General features: G+C 75.1%; 12 protein-coding genes. 9 read left to right on the forward strand and 3 right to left on the reverse strand.

The genetic code is table 11. The annotated features are described in order from the left end of the window. Positions 1-8: 8 nt before the first annotated feature. Both BMW62_RS06185 and BMW62_RS06190 read left to right on the forward strand, forming a co-directional pair. Complete coding sequence (locus tag BMW62_RS06185) at positions 9-320, forward strand: EthD family reductase (RefSeq protein ID WP_091929979.1); 312 nt, start codon at positions 9-11, stop codon at positions 318-320. A gap of 83 nt (positions 321-403) precedes the next feature. Further along, positions 404-4,735 carry an FtsK/SpoIIIE domain-containing protein gene (locus tag BMW62_RS06190; RefSeq protein WP_091930092.1) on the forward strand — a complete coding sequence of 1,444 codons (4,332 nt, stop codon included), beginning with the start codon at positions 404-406 and terminating at the stop codon, positions 4,733-4,735. A 72-nt stretch (positions 4,736-4,807) separates the two neighbouring features. On the opposite strand, the gene BMW62_RS06195 is transcribed toward BMW62_RS06190, so the two are convergent. After that, positions 4,808-5,104 carry a WXG100 family type VII secretion target gene (locus tag BMW62_RS06195; RefSeq protein WP_091929980.1) on the reverse strand — a complete coding sequence of 99 codons (297 nt, stop codon included), beginning with the start codon at positions 5,102-5,104 and terminating at the stop codon, positions 4,808-4,810. A gap of 180 nt (positions 5,105-5,284) precedes the next feature. Between BMW62_RS06195 and BMW62_RS06200 the strand changes: the two genes are divergently transcribed. The 7 genes from BMW62_RS06200 to BMW62_RS06230 all read left to right on the forward strand — a co-directional run bounded on the left by BMW62_RS06200 (position 5,285) and on the right by BMW62_RS06230 (position 12,506). Beyond that, positions 5,285-6,823, forward strand: a complete 1,539-nt coding sequence (locus tag BMW62_RS06200) for an acetolactate synthase large subunit (protein ID WP_091929981.1) — start codon at positions 5,285-5,287, stop codon at positions 6,821-6,823. 103 nt (positions 6,824-6,926) lie between these two features. Further along, positions 6,927-8,387 (forward strand): esterase, encoded by a 1,461-nt coding sequence (locus BMW62_RS06205; protein WP_091929982.1) that lies wholly within the window; start codon positions 6,927-6,929, stop codon positions 8,385-8,387. Between the two features lie 226 nt (positions 8,388-8,613). Further along, on the forward strand, positions 8,614-9,861 hold the full coding sequence (locus BMW62_RS06210) for an MFS transporter (RefSeq protein ID WP_170852235.1): 1,248 nt from the start codon (positions 8,614-8,616) through the stop codon (positions 9,859-9,861). 20 nt (positions 9,862-9,881) lie between these two features. Continuing rightward, on the forward strand, positions 9,882-10,706 hold the full coding sequence (locus BMW62_RS06215; protein ID WP_091930093.1) for an alpha/beta hydrolase: 825 nt from the start codon (positions 9,882-9,884) through the stop codon (positions 10,704-10,706). 90 nt (positions 10,707-10,796) lie between these two features. After that, the gene (locus BMW62_RS06220) at positions 10,797-11,198 is read left to right on the forward strand and encodes a nuclear transport factor 2 family protein (protein WP_091929984.1); all 402 of its coding nucleotides are present in this window, start codon (positions 10,797-10,799) and stop codon (positions 11,196-11,198) included. Between the two features lie 206 nt (positions 11,199-11,404). Next, positions 11,405-11,917 carry a GtrA family protein gene (locus tag BMW62_RS06225; protein ID WP_091929985.1) on the forward strand — a complete coding sequence of 171 codons (513 nt, stop codon included), beginning with the start codon at positions 11,405-11,407 and terminating at the stop codon, positions 11,915-11,917. An 82-nt stretch (positions 11,918-11,999) separates the two neighbouring features. After that, a complete protein-coding gene (locus BMW62_RS06230) occupies positions 12,000-12,506 on the forward strand; it encodes an OsmC family protein (protein ID WP_091930094.1) in 507 nt (168 codons plus the stop codon). A gap of 16 nt (positions 12,507-12,522) precedes the next feature. On the opposite strand, the gene codB is transcribed toward BMW62_RS06230, so the two are convergent. Then, a complete protein-coding gene (codB, locus tag BMW62_RS06235) occupies positions 12,523-13,827 on the reverse strand; it encodes a cytosine permease (RefSeq protein ID WP_091929986.1) in 1,305 nt (434 codons plus the stop codon). Further along, entirely contained in the window at positions 13,824-14,351 is a 528-nt protein-coding gene (locus tag BMW62_RS06240) for a nucleoside deaminase (protein ID WP_091929987.1), read from the reverse strand. The genes codB and BMW62_RS06240 overlap by 4 nt, the downstream gene beginning before the upstream one ends. Positions 14,352-14,469 lie beyond the last annotated feature (118 nt).

A 14,469-nucleotide genomic window follows, 5' to 3' on the forward strand; every position in this document is an offset into this window, starting at 1 on the left:
CGGATCAGATGGTGCACAGGCTGGTGGTCAGCTACGGGACGCCCGAGGACCCTGCGGCGTTCGACGCCTACTACCGGGAGACGCACGTCCCGCTGGCGCTGAAGCAGCCCGGCCTGGTGCAGGTCACCTTCGGGCACGGCAAGGCCATGGACCCGGCCCAGCCGGCGCCCTACCTCGTCGCCGAGCTTGACTTCGACTCCGAGGCTGCCATGGGGCAGGCGCTGTCCTCGCCCGAGGGCCGGGCCGCCGGCGCGGACCTCGCCAACTTCGCCACCGGCGGGGTGTCCTTCGTCCACTTCGAGGTGCAGACCGCCACCTGATCCGCCCGGGCGGGTGTCCCGCGCCCGGGGGTTTTCCACAGCGTCCGTGGCCCGGGACCGGCGTGTCCGCCTACCGTCCGGGCGTGCGGGTCCAGCTGAGCATCGCGCAGGACGACGGCACGTCGCTCGACGTCGTCGTCGACGTGGACGACGACCTGCCGGTCGGCCGGGTCGGCGCGGAGCTGGCCCGCGTGGCCGGGAAGCCCTTCGAGGGGGTGTGGCTCGCCGGCTCCCGGCTGGACGACGAGCAGCCGGTGGGGGAGAGCGACCTCGTCGACGGCGCCGTCGTCCACCTGGGCCCCTCCGCTGCCGCGACGCCGGCCCGCGGCTGGCAGCTGCGGGTGCTCAGCGGCCCGGACAGCGGCCTGGTCGCCGGGCTGCCGGTGGGGGAGCACGAGCTCGGCCGCAGCGGCGCGTCCGGCTTCGCGGACCGCGCCATGTCCCGCCGGCACGCCCTGCTGCGGCTGGGGGCCGATGGCGCCACGCTGCGCGACCTCGGCTCGGCCAACGGCACCACGCTCGAGAGCGAGCCCGTGCCCGAGGACGACGACGTGCCCGTGGCACCCGGGCAGGTGGTGCAGCTCGGCGACACCCAGCTGGTGATCGGGCCGGCCCCGGTCGCCGACGCCGCGGTCGAACCGGCCGGCCCGGGGACGCGCGCGTTCGTCCGCGCCCCCCGGCTGCTGCCGTCGGCGCGCGAGGTGCGCGTGCAGCTGCCGCAGGCGCCGAAGGGGCACGAACCCCGCCGGCTGCCCTGGCTGATGGTGCTGGCGCCGCTGCTGGTCGGCGTGGTGCTCGCCGTCGTCATGCGCTCGCCGCTGTACCTCGTGTTCGCCGTCGCGAGCCCGGTCATGATGATCGGCAACGCCGTGGCCGACCGGCGGCAGAGCGCGCGCGAGCAGCGCCGCGAACAGGAGGAGCACGAGCGGGAGCTCGCCCGGGCGCGGGAGCGGATCGAGCACGCCGTGGCCGAGGAAACTGCGCGCCGGCGCGATGCCCACCCCGACCCGGCGACCGCGCTGCTCACCGCCGTCCTTCCCGGTCGCCGGCTGTGGGAGCGGCGCCGCACCGACCCCGACGCCCTCGACCTGCGCCTGGGTGCGGCGGATCTGCCCGCACGGGTGGTGGTCACTGATCGCTCCGGCGACGAGCCGCCGGAGCAGCGCACGGTGCACGCGGTGCCCGTCGTGGTGCCGCTGCGCGAGGCCGGCGTCGTCGGGCTGGCCGGGCCGGCCGGGCCGCTCGCCGGGCTGCTGCGGTGGGTCGTGCTGCAGCTCGCGGTCACGCACCCGCCGCGCGACCTGGGGCTCACGCTGCTCGCGGAGCGGGGGAGGGCGGGCTGGAGCTGGGTGCGCTGGCTGCCGCACGCCCGGCCGGTCGACGGCGAGGGGCCGGTCGCATGCGTCGGGAACGACGCCGAGACGGTGACCGCCCGCGTCGCGGAGCTGACGGCGCTGGTCAGGGCCCGTCGCGCCGCGCGCGCCGGAGGTGGGGTCCTGCCGGAGTCCTTCCCGGCGCACGTGCTCGTCGTCCACGGCTTCCGGGCGCTGCGCGCCACCCCCGGGCTGGCCCAGGTGCTGCAGGACGGACCGGCGGTCGGGGTGTACGCCGTCTGCGCCGACGAGGAGGAGCGCTTCCTGCCCGAGGCGGCGACGGCGACGGCGGTGCTCGACCCGGCGGAGGAGGCCCGGTTGGTCGTCCGGCGCAGCGGGCACGACCGGGTGCCGGGGGTGCTGGCCGAGCCGGTGCCCGTGGAGCTCGCCGAGCGGGCGGCCCGGGCGCTGGCCCCGCTGCGCGACGTGAGCCTGGAGGAGGACGACGCCGTCCTGCCGGGCAGCGTGCGGCTGCTCGACCTGCTGGGCCTCGAGCCGCCCACCGCCGACGGCGTGCGGGCGCGCTGGCAGCTGGAGGGGCGCACCACCCGGCTGGTCGCCGGCGCCGGCCTCCACGGACCGTTCACCCTCGACCTGCGCACCGACGGGCCGCACGGGCTGGTCGCCGGCACGACCGGCGCGGGCAAGTCCGAGCTGCTGCAGACGATCATCGCCTCGCTGGCGGTGGCCAACCGGCCGGACGCGCTCAACCTCGTGCTCGTCGACTACAAGGGCGGCAGTGCCTTCAAGGACTGCGTGCACCTGCCGCACACCGTCGGCATGGTCACCGACCTGGACACCCACCTCGTGCAGCGGGCGCTCACCTCGCTGCGGGCCGAGCTGACCCACCGGGAGCACCGCCTGGCCGCCGCCGGGGTGAAGGACGTCGAGGACTACGTCGAGCTGCAGGCCCGCGAGCCCGGCCGCCCGCCCCTGCCGCGGCTGCTCATCGTGATCGACGAGTTCGCCTCGCTGGCCCGCGAGCTGCCCGACTTCGTGACCGGTCTGGTCGACGTCGCGCAGCGGGGGCGGTCGCTGGGCATCCACCTGCTCCTGGCCACCCAGCGGCCCAGCGGCGTGGTGTCGCCGGAGATCCGCGCCAACACCAACCTGCGTATCTCGCTGCGGGTCACCGACGGCGCCGACAGCAGCGACGTCCTCGACGCGCCCGATGCCGCCCGGCTCCCGAAATCGGCGCCGGGCCGGGGGTTCGCCCGGCTCGGGCACGGCGCGCTGGTGCCGTTCCAGGCCGGTCGCATCGGGGGCCGCCGGCCCGGGCAGCGAACCGTCGCCCCGGCCGCGCCCTTCGTCGTCCCGGTGGGCTGGCACCAGCTCGGCTACGCGCCGCCGCGGAAACCGGCGACCGCGGCCCGCTCCTCCGACGTCGAGGTCACCGACCTCTCGGTGCTGGTCGACGCCGTGCGCGCCGCGGCCGAGGCCGACGGCGTGCCCGCGCAGCGCAGCCCGTGGCTGCCGGCGCTGCCCACGCGGGTGGCGGCCGCCGACCTGGCGGCACCGGCCGGCGCCCCACCCACCTGGCTGCCCTACGGCCTCCAGGACCTGCCGGCGAGCCAGGAGCGGCGGGTGGCCGCCTTCGACCCCGCGGCCGACGGGCACCTGCTGGTCGTCGGCTCGCCGAAGAGCGGGCGCTCGCAGCTGCTGCGCACGCTGGCGGGGGCCCTCGGCGCCCGCTGCTCCACCGCGGACGCGCACCTCTACGCCATCGACTGCGGCAACGGCGCGCTGCTGCCGCTGGCCGACCTGCCGCACTGCGGCGCGGTGGTGCCCCGCACGCAGACCGAGCGCGCCGCCCGGCTGCTCGACCGGCTCGCCCGGGAGCTGGAGCGCCGCCAGCAGGTGCTGGCCGAGGGCGGCTTCGCCGACGTCGCCGAGCAGCGCCGCTCGGTGCCCGCCGAGCAGCGGCTGCCGCACGTCCTGCTGCTGCTCGACCGCTGGGAGGGCTTCACCCCGGTGCTCGGCGAGGTGGACGGCGGCCGGCTCACCGACGTCCTCACCGCCCTGGTGCGCGAGGGGGCCTCGGCCGGGATCTCCGTGGTCATCACCGGTGATCGGTCGCTGGGCACCGGACGGCTGTCGTCGCTCACCGACGGCCGGTTGGTCATGCGGCTGGCCGACCGGGGCGACTACCCGATGGTCGGCGTGCCCGGCCGGCAGGTGCCCGAGTGGCTGCCGCCGGGCCGGGCGGTCACGGTCGACGGCGCGGTGGAGACGCAGGTCGCGCTGCTCGGCGAGGACGAGTCGGGGCAGGGGCAGGCGGCGGCGCTCGCCGCGATCGCGAAGGAGGCGCACGTGCGGGACGCGCTGGTGCCGCGGTCGGCCCGCCCGTTCCGCGTCGACGTGCTGCCCTCGCGCCTGGCCTTCGAGGCCGCCTGGGACCTCCGTCCGGCCGGCGCCGGCGCCGGGTTCGCGCTGGTCGGCGTCGGCGGCGACGAGCTCGCGGCCACCGGGCCCGACCTGGTCGAGCGGGGGCCGGCCTTCGTGGTCGCCGGGCCGGGGCGCTCGGGCCGGAGCACGCTGCTGGCCGTGATGGCCGAGTCGCTGCTGCGGCAGGGCACCCCGGTCGTCGTCTGCGCGCCGAAGGCCTCGCCGCTGCGGGCGCTGGCCGGCCGCCCCGGGGTGCTCGACGTCGTCGTCGACCCCGCGACGCCGGCCGACCGGTGGCGGGAGCTGCTCGCCGCCGGGCCCGGCCGGCCGCTGGTGCTCCTGCTCGACGACGGCGAGGTGCTGCGGGACTGCCCGGCGGCCGAGGTGTTCCGCGAGGTCGTGCGGGGTGCGGTGCCCGGACGGAGCATGGTGCTGGGCGGGCACGCCGATGCGCTCTGCACCGGGCTGTCGGGCTGGCAGGTGGAGGCGAGGAAGGCCCGCCAGGGCGCGCTGCTCTCGCCGCAGGGCAGTACCGACGGCGACCTGATCGGCGTGCGGGTCCCGCGCTGCGCCGTCGGCGGGGCGGTGCGGCCCGGGCGGGCGCTGCTGCACCTCGGCGACGGCGGCCTGCGCACCGTCGCCGTCCCCATGCTCTGACCGCTGCCGGCCCGGGGAACGGCGACGGCCGCCTCGCGCGGGGCGGGGCGGCCGTCGGAGAAGGCGGTGCGGTCAGCGGCCGAGCGCTCCGGCCAGCTGGGCGTCGGCGTCGCGGAAGGCGGCGGCGGCCTGGGTCAGGTACTGGGCCATGCCGTCGAGGCCGGCGACGGCGTTCCGGGCGCCGGTGGTGAACTCGTCGTAGGAGGCGGAGAAGCTGCGGCTGGAGGCGTCGGTGACGTACCCGTCGGCGACGAGCTGGTCGACCAGGCTCTTCAGCTGCGCGAGCATGCCGTCGATCTCGGCCCGCCCGTTGGTGAGCCGGCCGGCGGCGTCTTCCATCTGCTGGTAGGTGACGTTGACGTTCGCCATGGTGGGTTCCAATCGGGAGGTCCGGGTGCACCGGGCACCGGCGGGAGCGGATACGCGGCGGAACGTAACAGCGGGATCGGGCCCCTCCCGGAGTTGTCCACAGGCCGCGGAAGCGCAGGTCAGGAGCGCGGCGGGGGCTCCGGTCGCTGCCGCGCGGAGGGCGTGCCAGGGTCGGCAGGTGTGAACGGCGCACAGGCACTGATCCGGACCCTGGTCGACGCGGGCGTCGACGTCTGCTTCGCCAACCCCGGGACGTCGGAGATGCACTTCGTCGCCGCCCTGGACGACGTCCCGGAGATGCGCGGCGTGCTGACGCTCTTCGAGGGCGTCGCGACCGGCGCCGCCGACGGCTGGGCGCGCATGACCGGCCGGCCCGCCGCGACGCTGCTGCACCTGGGCCCGGGCATGGGCAACGGCCTGGCCAACCTGCACAACGCCCGCCGGGGCCGGGCGCCGATGCTCAACGTCGTCGGTGACCACGCGCGCTCGCACAAGCGGTTCGACGCGCCGCTGGAGTCCGACATCGACGCCGTCGCCGGCACCTTCTCCACGTGGGTGCGCCGCTCGCTGTCACCCGCCGACGTCGCCGCCGACGCCGTCGACGCGGTGGCCGCGGTCGCCACCGGCGGCATCGCGACGCTGATCCTCCCCGCCGACGTCTCGTGGGAGGAGGGCGCCGCCGTCGCCGGGCCGCGCCCGGCGCGGCCGCTCCCGCGGGTCGCGCCGTCCGTGGTCGACGACGTCGCCGCGGTCGTGCGCGCCGACGAGCCGGTGGTGCTCCTCCTCGGTGGCGACGTCATGGGGGAGGAGGGCCAGCTGGCCGCCGCCCAGGTCGCCGCGGGCACCGGCGTGCGGCTGATGGTGGAGACCTTCCCGGCCCGGTCGGTGCGCGGCGCGGGGCTGCCCGACCTGCACCGGCTGCCCTACCCGCCGGAGATGGCGATGGCCGCCCTCGCCGGCACCCGCCACCTCGTGCTGGCCGGCGCGACCGCGCCGGTGCACTTCTTCGGCTATCCCGGGGTGCCCGGCCACCCGGTGCCCGAGGACTGCACGGTGCACGTGCTCAGCGCCCCCGGGGAGGACGGCACCGCCGCGCTGCGGGCGCTGGCCGACGTCGTCGCGCCGGACGCGAAGCCCGAGGTCGCCGAGTTCGAGCGGCCCGAGCTGCCCACCGGCCGGCTGACCCCGCGCACGATGGCCGCCGTCGTCGGTGCGCTGCTCCCGGAGGACGCGATCGTCGTCGACGAGGCCCTCACCTCCGGTGCCGGGCTCACCGAGATGACCTCCGCCGGCCCGCGGCACGACTGGCTCGCGCTCACCGGTGGTGCGATCGGCGACGGGCTGCCGATGGCGCTGGGCGCGGCGGTGGCCTGCCCGGACCGGCCGGTGATCGGGATCCAGGCCGACGGCAGCGCGATGTACACGATCTCGGCGCTGTGGAGCTACGCCCGCGAGCAGGCCGACATCACGACGATCATCTGCGACAACGGGTCGTACAAGATCCTCGAGCACGAGCTCTCGCGGGTGGGGGCGGCCAACGACGGCGAGCGGGCCCGCACGCTGCTGGACCTCGGCGGCCCGCGGCTGGACTTCGTCGGGATCGCCCAGGGGATGGGCGTGCCGGCGAGCCGGGCGGCGACGGCGGAGGAGCTGGCCGACCAGTTGCGGCAGGCGCTGGCCGAGCCCGGCCCGCACCTGATCGTCGCCACGCTGCGCTGAAAGCCTCGATCCCGAGACCCGGATTTCCGACCCCCGGACGCGTGAGGTAGACAGAGTCGCCCAGCTGTGACGCGCAGCACAGTGTCGACGAAGGAGTCGCATCTTGTCCCTGCACCGCAACCGGTTGGTCCCGCTCGCGCTCGCCGCGGGAGTGGGGCTCGGGGGGTTCACCATCGGTGGCCCCGCCCTCGCCGCCCCGGCGGACCAGCAGTCGGCCGACCCGGAGTGGCAGCCGGTCCAGCAGTCCCCGAAGGAGCGGGTCTACAACCTGCGCTGGACCGTCGCCGACCCGCAGTTCGACTACGTGAACGGGCAGGCGGGCGCCGAGTTCGTGCCGCTCACCGACGAGGCCGGCAACCCGATCAGCAAGGTCCTCTACGGCATCGACCGCGGCTCGGCCTACCGCATCGAGGTGCCCATGGACTGGAACGGCGACGTCGTCTTCTGGGAGCACGGCTACCGCGGCACCGGCACCACCGTCTACGTCAGCGACCCGAGCTACGACCTGCGGCGCACCTACATCGAGAACGGCTTCGCCTGGGCGGCGTCGTCCTACGGCGAGAACCGGTACGACATCGAGGCCGGCGCGCTCGCCACCGAGCGGCTCGCGAAGGTCTTCGACGCGCGGGTCGGGAAGGCCGACCAGCGCTACCTGCAGGGCGTCTCGATGGGCGGGCACGTCATCGGCACGCTGCTCGAGCGCGACCGCGGCATCGAGTGGGACGGCGCGGCGCCGATGTGCGGCGTGATGGGCGACTACGAGCTCTACGACTTCTTCCTCGACTACAACCTGCTGGCGCAGACGCTGTCCGGGGTGGACGCCTACCCGTTCCCCTCGCAGGCGGAGTACTTCTCGCAGGCCGTGCCGCAGTTCAAGGCGGCGCTCGGCACCCCGACCACGCCGACGCCGGTGTACTCGGGTCTCACCGAGGAGGGCGAGGTCTTCCGCGACAACATCACCGCGATCACCGGCGGCGAGCGCCCCGGTGACGACGAGGCCTTCGGCTACTGGGAGGGCCAGAACTTCGTCTACGGCGTCGTGACCACCGAGCCCGGTGGTCTCGACGGTCTGACGCCGGGTGCGCTCTGGTCGAACGTCGACACCGACTACCCGATCGACCACACGTTCGAGGACGGCGGCACCCTCGACCAGCGCATCGAGCGGGTGGCGCCGGCCCCCAAGTCCCGGAGCACCTACCTCTCGGTCCCGGTCCCTGCGATCACCGGTGACATCGACGTCCCGGTGCTCTCCTCGCACACCCTCGGCGACTACTACGTGCCGTTCTCGATGGAGCAGTACTACGCCCTCGACGTCGCCGCGCAGGGCAACGCGGAGCTGCTCGTCCAGCGGCCGATCCGGGCCGCCGGGCACTGCGAGTACACCCCCGAGGAGGCGGCGGCCCAGTTCCTCGACCTCGTCGACTGGGTGGAGAACGGGATGAAGCCGGCCGGCGCCTCGGTGCTCGACCCGGAGGTCGTCGCCGACCCGAACTACGGCTGCGAGTTCACCACCCCGGTGCGCACCGGTACGCGGGTCTTCTACGAGGAGTGCCCGACCCCGTGAGGCGTCGGTTGACGCACCGCACTCCCGCATGACCTGAGGGCCCTCCTCCCCACCCGGGGAGGAGGGCCCTCGGCCGACCCGGGTGGCCGGCGCCTGTGTTCCCCCAGATGCGTCTGCCGGCGGTCATGGGGGCTCGCTGAACCGCCGCGACGCGTAAGGCGGCGGGATCGACCGCGCCCGACCCCGGGTGGCCGGCGTCCGGGGGCGCTGCCTACATTGCGTGGAAGTGGACGGCGCGGAGCAGGATCCCGGACCCGCTACTCCCCGCCCGTCGCGGCGACTGGTCACCGATCCCGTCTTCGGGCCCTACTGGGCCGGCAAGCTGCTGGCGAACGTCGGCATCTGGATCCAGAACATCGCGAGTGCCGCGCTGGTCTGGCAGCTCACCTCGTCGGCGTTCCTCGTCGGGCTGGTGAGCTTCGCGCAGTTCGTGCCGCAGCTGGTGCTGACCCCGATGAGCGGGGCGATGGCCGACCGGGGCAGCCCGCGCCGGCAGATCCTGCTCGGCCGGACGCTGTGCACCCTCGGCGCCGCGATACTGGCCGGCTGGGTGCTGCTGACCCCCGACGTCGCCGACGTGCCCCCGTGGGTGGTCATGGTCACCGCGCTGATCGTGGGGATCGGATTCTCCGTCGGCGGGCCGGCGATGCAGGCGCTGCTGCCGTCGCTGGTACGGCCGGGCGAGGTGGCCCGGGCCGTGGCCCTGGACAACCTCACCTTCTCGGTGGGCCGGGCGGTCGGGCCGGCGGTGGGCGGCGTGGTGGCCGCGACCGCGGGCTACGGCGTCGCCTTCGCGCTCGCCGCCGTCGGTCACCTCGTGTTCCTCGTGACGGTGTTCCGGCTGCGGACGCCGGGCGCGGCCGCCGCACCCGGCCCGCGGCTGTCGGTCATCGCCGGGGTGCGCTACCTGCGCACCGACCCGGTGGTGGGCGTCCTGCTGCTCGGCGTCACCGCGGTGGGTGTCGGAGCCGACCCGGCCGTGACGCTGGGGCCTTCGCTGGCGGACGTCCTGGGCGGCGGTCCGGAGCTCGTCGGCGTGCTGGCCTCGGCCTTCGGCGCCGGCGCGTTCCTCGGCTTCTTCGCGCAGGTGGCGCTCATCCGGTTCCTCGACCACGCGCAGCTGGCCACGACCGGGCTGGTGCTCCTCGCGGGCTCGGCGGTGGGGCTCGCGGCGAGCTGGAGCGTGCCGGCCGCCGTCGTCGCCTTCGTCGTCGGTGGTCTCGGCCTGACGCTGGCGATGAACGGCATCACGACGCTGCTGTACGACCGGGTCCCGCGGGAGTACATCGGCCGGATCATGGCGCTCTGGCTCATGGGTTTCGTCGGGTCGCGGCCGCTGGCCGCCGCGCTGAACGGCGCGCTGGCCGACCTGCTGTCGGTGGGGGCCGCCCTGGTGGTGACGGCGGTGATGGTGCTGGGTGCGGCCGTGGTGTGCCGGCCGTCGGTGCTGCGGCGACCCGTACCGGGGCGGTGAGGGCGGGCATCATCGGGCGGGTGATCCGGTCGGTGCTGGCGGGCGCCGGGGTGGTGGTGCTGCTGCTCGCGTCCCTGGTCGGCCTGCTGTGGGTGTTCCAGCGCTCGCTGATCTACCTGGCCGACGACGGTCCGGTGGGGAGCGTCGCCGACCTGCTCCCCGGTGGCCGCGACGTCGTCCTGCACACCTCCGACGGGCTGGATCTCGACGGCTGGTACATCCCTGCCTCCGACGAGGGCGCGGCCACGGTGCTGGTCGCCAACGGCAACGGGGGGCACCGCGGCATGCGGGCGCCCCTGGCCGACGCGCTGTCCGACGCCGGGCTCGGCGTCCTGCTGTTCGACTACCGCGGCTACGCCGGCAACCCCGGCAGCCCGACCGAGGAGGGGCTGGCGCGCGACGTCCGCGCGGCCCGCACCTTCCTGCTCGAGGACGCCGGCGTTCCCGGGGACCGGCTGGTCTACTTCGGCGAGAGCCTGGGCGCCGCCGTCGTGGCCGAGCTCGCGACCGAGCACCCGCCGGCGGGCCTGGTGCTGCGGTCGCCGTTCACCGACCTGGCGTCGGTCGCCGCCGAGCACTACCCCGTGCTGCCGGTGCGGGCGCTGCTGCACGACCGGTTCCCGGTGGTCGAGCACGTCGCTCGCCTGGACGTGCCGACCACGGTCGTGCTCGGCTCGGCCGACTCGATCGTGCCGCCGGAGCAGAGCCGCGCCGTCGCCGCTGCCGCCGGGCGGCTGCACCGGCTGGTGGAGGTGCCGGGGGCCGGTCACAACGACCGGGCGCTGCTCGACGGCGACGCCCTCGTCGACGCCGTCCGGGACCTGGCCGAGCACACCACCGGCTGATCCGGGCCGTGACCACGCCGTACCCGCGTCCGGGGGTAGCACATCCCGGGCACGGGTACCGCGCGCTGACCGGCGTCCGGGGAGGAACGAGTGCCTGATCTGGTGGGGCGGTCGACCCGCGAGGTGTTCGAGGACCATCTCCGGCTGGCCGCGGCCGGCGATCTGGAGAGCGATCTCGCGCGCAACGTGGCCGAGGACGTCGTCGTCCTGTGCGGCCGCGGGACCTTCCGGGGTCACGAGGGTGTCCGGGAACTCGCCCGGCAGCTGATGGACGAGGTGCCGGAAGGTCGCTGGAACTACGTCACCCGGCTGGTCGAGGGACGGCTGGCCTACCTGGAGTGGACGGTGGACGACGGCCCGGTGCGGGTCCGCGACGGCGCCGACTCCTTCCTCGTCGAGGGCGGGAAGATCCGCGCGCAGACCATCCACTACACCGTCGAGGACGAGCACGGCACGGTGCTGGTGCGGCCCGACGGGAGCCGGCCGAACTGACCGGACCGGACCAGCGCGCGGCGACGTCGTCCCGGCTCGCGGCGCGGACGGTATCCGCGGGCCGGGGCGCGCCTCCGAGGCCTGCCGGTTGGTCATGCCCGAACACCGGCTCCCGCATCCGGGTCGGGGATCAGGGCACCGGAATCAGGGTCCGGCCAGGGTCCTCCCCGATGTGACCGGAGGGCCGGAGCGCGAATGCTCGAGGCATGGCAGCAGCGGTCCTCGAGCGCTCCCCGCTTCCCCGGGTGGGCATCGGCATCGAGGTCCGCTCCGCGCCCGGCGCCGTGTGGCTGCGGAGCGACCGGACGCCGGCGCAGTTCGCCCGGTTCGTGCTCGTCGGTGGCTCGGCCAACCTCGTCTACCTGGGGCTGTTCCTGTTCCTGGCGGGCCTGGGCGACCAGGCGGCCAACCTCGGGGGCGTCGTCGTCTCGACCGCCGTCGCCAACGAGCTGCACCGCCGGCTGACCTTCCGGGCCGCCGACCGCGCCGGCTGGGCGACGGCGCAGTGGGCCGGCGGGGGGCTGGCGCTCGCGGGGCTGGCGGCCACCAGTCTGGCGCTGGCCGCGCTGGACCCGTGGACCGCCTCGGCCGGCCCGCTGGGGGCGGTGGGCGTGGTGTGGGCGGTGACCGCGGTCGTGGGGGTCGCCCGGTTCGTGGGGCTGCGGTGGGCGGTCGGCGGCGCAGCCGGCCCGAGCCGGGTGATCCTCGGGGGGCGCTGAGGCCGCCCCCTGGCGGAGCACCTCCTCACCCCCGACGATGGGTGTGCCGCCCGCCGAGGTCGGTGACGCACCGGGAGGTCGGATGGACGCCGCACGACTACGCGAGATGCAGGCCCCGCTCAAGCAGCGCTACCGCGACGACCCGCCGTCGGCGTGCGCGGAGATGGAGGCGCGCGCCGACTTCGCCGACCCGGACATCACCTGCACGGTGCAGACGTGGGCGGGGCCGGCCCGTGCGGGCCTGCACCCCGCCACCGGTGGCGACGGCTCGGACGCCTGCTCGGGCGACATGCTGCTGCAGGCGCTGCTGGCCTGCGCCGGCGTGACCATGCGCAGCGTGGCGACGGCGATGGGTGTGGACATCCGGTCGGCATCCCTCACGGCCCGCGCCGCCATGGACGCCCGGGGCACGCTCGGCGTCTCGCGGGAGGCACCGGTCGGGCTCGGCCCGATCACCGTGGACGCCGAGCTGGACACCGACGCCGACGACGCGACGCTGGCGAGACTCGCCCAGCTCACCGAGCGGTACTGCGTGGTCGCCCAGTCGCTGGCCGGACCGCCGCAGCTCACGGTGCGCCGCACGGGCTGACCGGTCCCGGGTCGGGTCAGGCGGCAACCGGCTCCTGCGCCGGTCGCCGTCCGCGCTGCACGGCCAGCACGCCCACGACGGCTACCAGCACGCCCACCACCGGCGGGATGAACCACCCGGCCTCGCTGCTCCACCAGGCGGCGAACGCGGCCAGCACGTAGACGGCGAGGTTGCGCCACTCGAACGCGGGCAGCGTCGAGGCCGCCGGCATGCCGGCCCGCCAGCGGGCCAGGAAGTCGCCGATGACGACGCCGCCCAGCGGCGGGATGAGGATGCCGAGCCACACCAGGTACTGGATGAGGTTGTCGTAGATGCCGGTGATGGCCAGCAGCGTGCCCAGCACGACGCCGCCGATGACGAACGGCTTCTTCGACCGGGAGTTGGCGATCTCCGCGCCCGCGACGCCGAAGTTGTAGGCGGTGTTGTCGTTGGTGGTCCACAGGTTGGCGACGAGGAAGACCAGGCCCCAGCCGACCAAGCCGAGCTGGAACAGTACTTCGACGAAGTCGCCCTCGCCGAAGGAGATCGCGCCGATCGCGCCGAACCCCAGCATGAGCAGCTCACCGATCAGGAACGCGATGAGGCAGGCCCAGAAGCCGGCCGACGGCGTCTTCGCGAACCGGGTCCAGTTCGGTGCCTGGGTGCCGCCGGAGGCGAAGGTGCCGACGACGATGGTGACCGCAGCGGCGATCGTCATCGTCTCGCTCGGCACGATCGCGGACAGGCCGCTCCACCCGCCGACCTCGTCCAGCGACCGCCAGGTCACCCAGCCGGCCAGGATCAGCAGCAGCGGGACGGAGACGACCGACAGGGCGTACATGCCCTTGTAGCCGTAGTAGGCGGTGACGCCCATGATGGCGCCACCGGCGATCATGAGCGCTATCTCGATGCCCCGGCCCGACCAGTCCAGCGCGCTTGCGGTGAGCCCGGCCAGCGTCGCGACCGTGACGCCGTACCAGCCGACCTGGGTGCCGCCGAGCAGCAGCGAGGCGAACTTGGCGCCCGTGGTGCCGAGCGAGTAGCGGCACATCATCACCGTCGTCAGCCCGGTGCGGGCGCCGATGCCACCGATGGCGGCGACGTACACGCCGAGGACGGCGCTGCCGAGCAGCAGCACCCAGATCAGCGTGCCGACCTCGAAGGCGGCCCCGATCTGGGCGCCGGCCAGCATCGTCGGCGTGAAGAAGGTGAAGCCCAGCAGCACGATCGCCAGGGAGAACAGCGACTTGCGGGCGTGCCGGGGGACCGGGTCGATGGGGTAGTCGGGGTCGATCTCGCCGGCCACCTGCGCGACGTCGTCCCGGCTGCGGGTGCTGCTCATCTGCCGACCTCCAAGTTGACGGGGTCGTGGGCCCCGATCGCGACCTCGGCGGCGCCGAGGTCGTCCTCTCCGATGTCCTCTTTCCAGACCGCCGGGTGCGCGGCGATGAATCCGGTCATCAGCTGCGCGCACTCCGGGTCGTCGAGCACCACGACCTCCACGCCGTGCTCGGCCAGCCAGTCGTGCCCGCCCGAGAAGGTCGTGGCCTCGCCGATGACCAGCCGGGAGATGCCGAACTGGCGCACCAGCCCGCTGCAGTACCAGCACGGCGACAGGGTGGTGACCATGGTGGTGCCCCGGTAGGTCGGCTGCCGCCCGGCGGCCCGGAAGGCCGACGTCTCGCCGTGCATGGAGGGGTCGCCGTCCTGCACCCGCCGGTTGCGGCCGCGGCCGAGCACCGCGCCGTCGGGGCCGATGAGGGCCGCGCCGATGGGGATGCCGCCTTCGGCCAGCCCGGCGCGAGCCTCCGCCACCGCCACCGCGAGCCACGATCGGGCCGTCGCGTCGTCCAAGGGAACCGTCACGTGCCGTTGTCCTCTCACCCGGGCGCCTGCGCTCTCCGCCGCGCCGACGAGCAAGAGGCTGGCCGAGGTCCGATCCGGTAGGCAATGCTGCGACCGTCAGAGATCGGTGCAGAGATCC

Origin of the sequence: Blastococcus sp. DSM 46786 (assembly GCF_900109665.1) — a bacterium.
Taxonomy (GTDB): Bacteria; Actinomycetota; Actinomycetes; order Mycobacteriales; family Geodermatophilaceae; genus Blastococcus; species Blastococcus carthaginiensis.

Bases quoted from the DNA above. Each gene is read 5' to 3' on its own strand.
- BMW62_RS06225 (WP_091929985.1), top strand. From the start codon at position 11,405: ATGGCAGCAGCGGTCCTCGAGCGCTCCCCGCTTCCCCGGGTGGGCATC.
- BMW62_RS06195 (WP_091929980.1), bottom strand. From the start codon at position 5,104: ATGGCGAACGTCAACGTCACCTACCAGCAGATGGAAGACGCCGCCGGC.
- BMW62_RS06230 (WP_091930094.1), top strand. From the start codon at position 12,000: ATGGACGCCGCACGACTACGCGAGATGCAGGCCCCGCTCAAGCAGCGC.
- BMW62_RS06185 (WP_091929979.1), top strand. From the start codon at position 9: ATGGTGCACAGGCTGGTGGTCAGCTACGGGACGCCCGAGGACCCTGCG.
- codB (WP_091929986.1), bottom strand. From the start codon at position 13,827: ATGAGCAGCACCCGCAGCCGGGACGACGTCGCGCAGGTGGCCGGCGAG.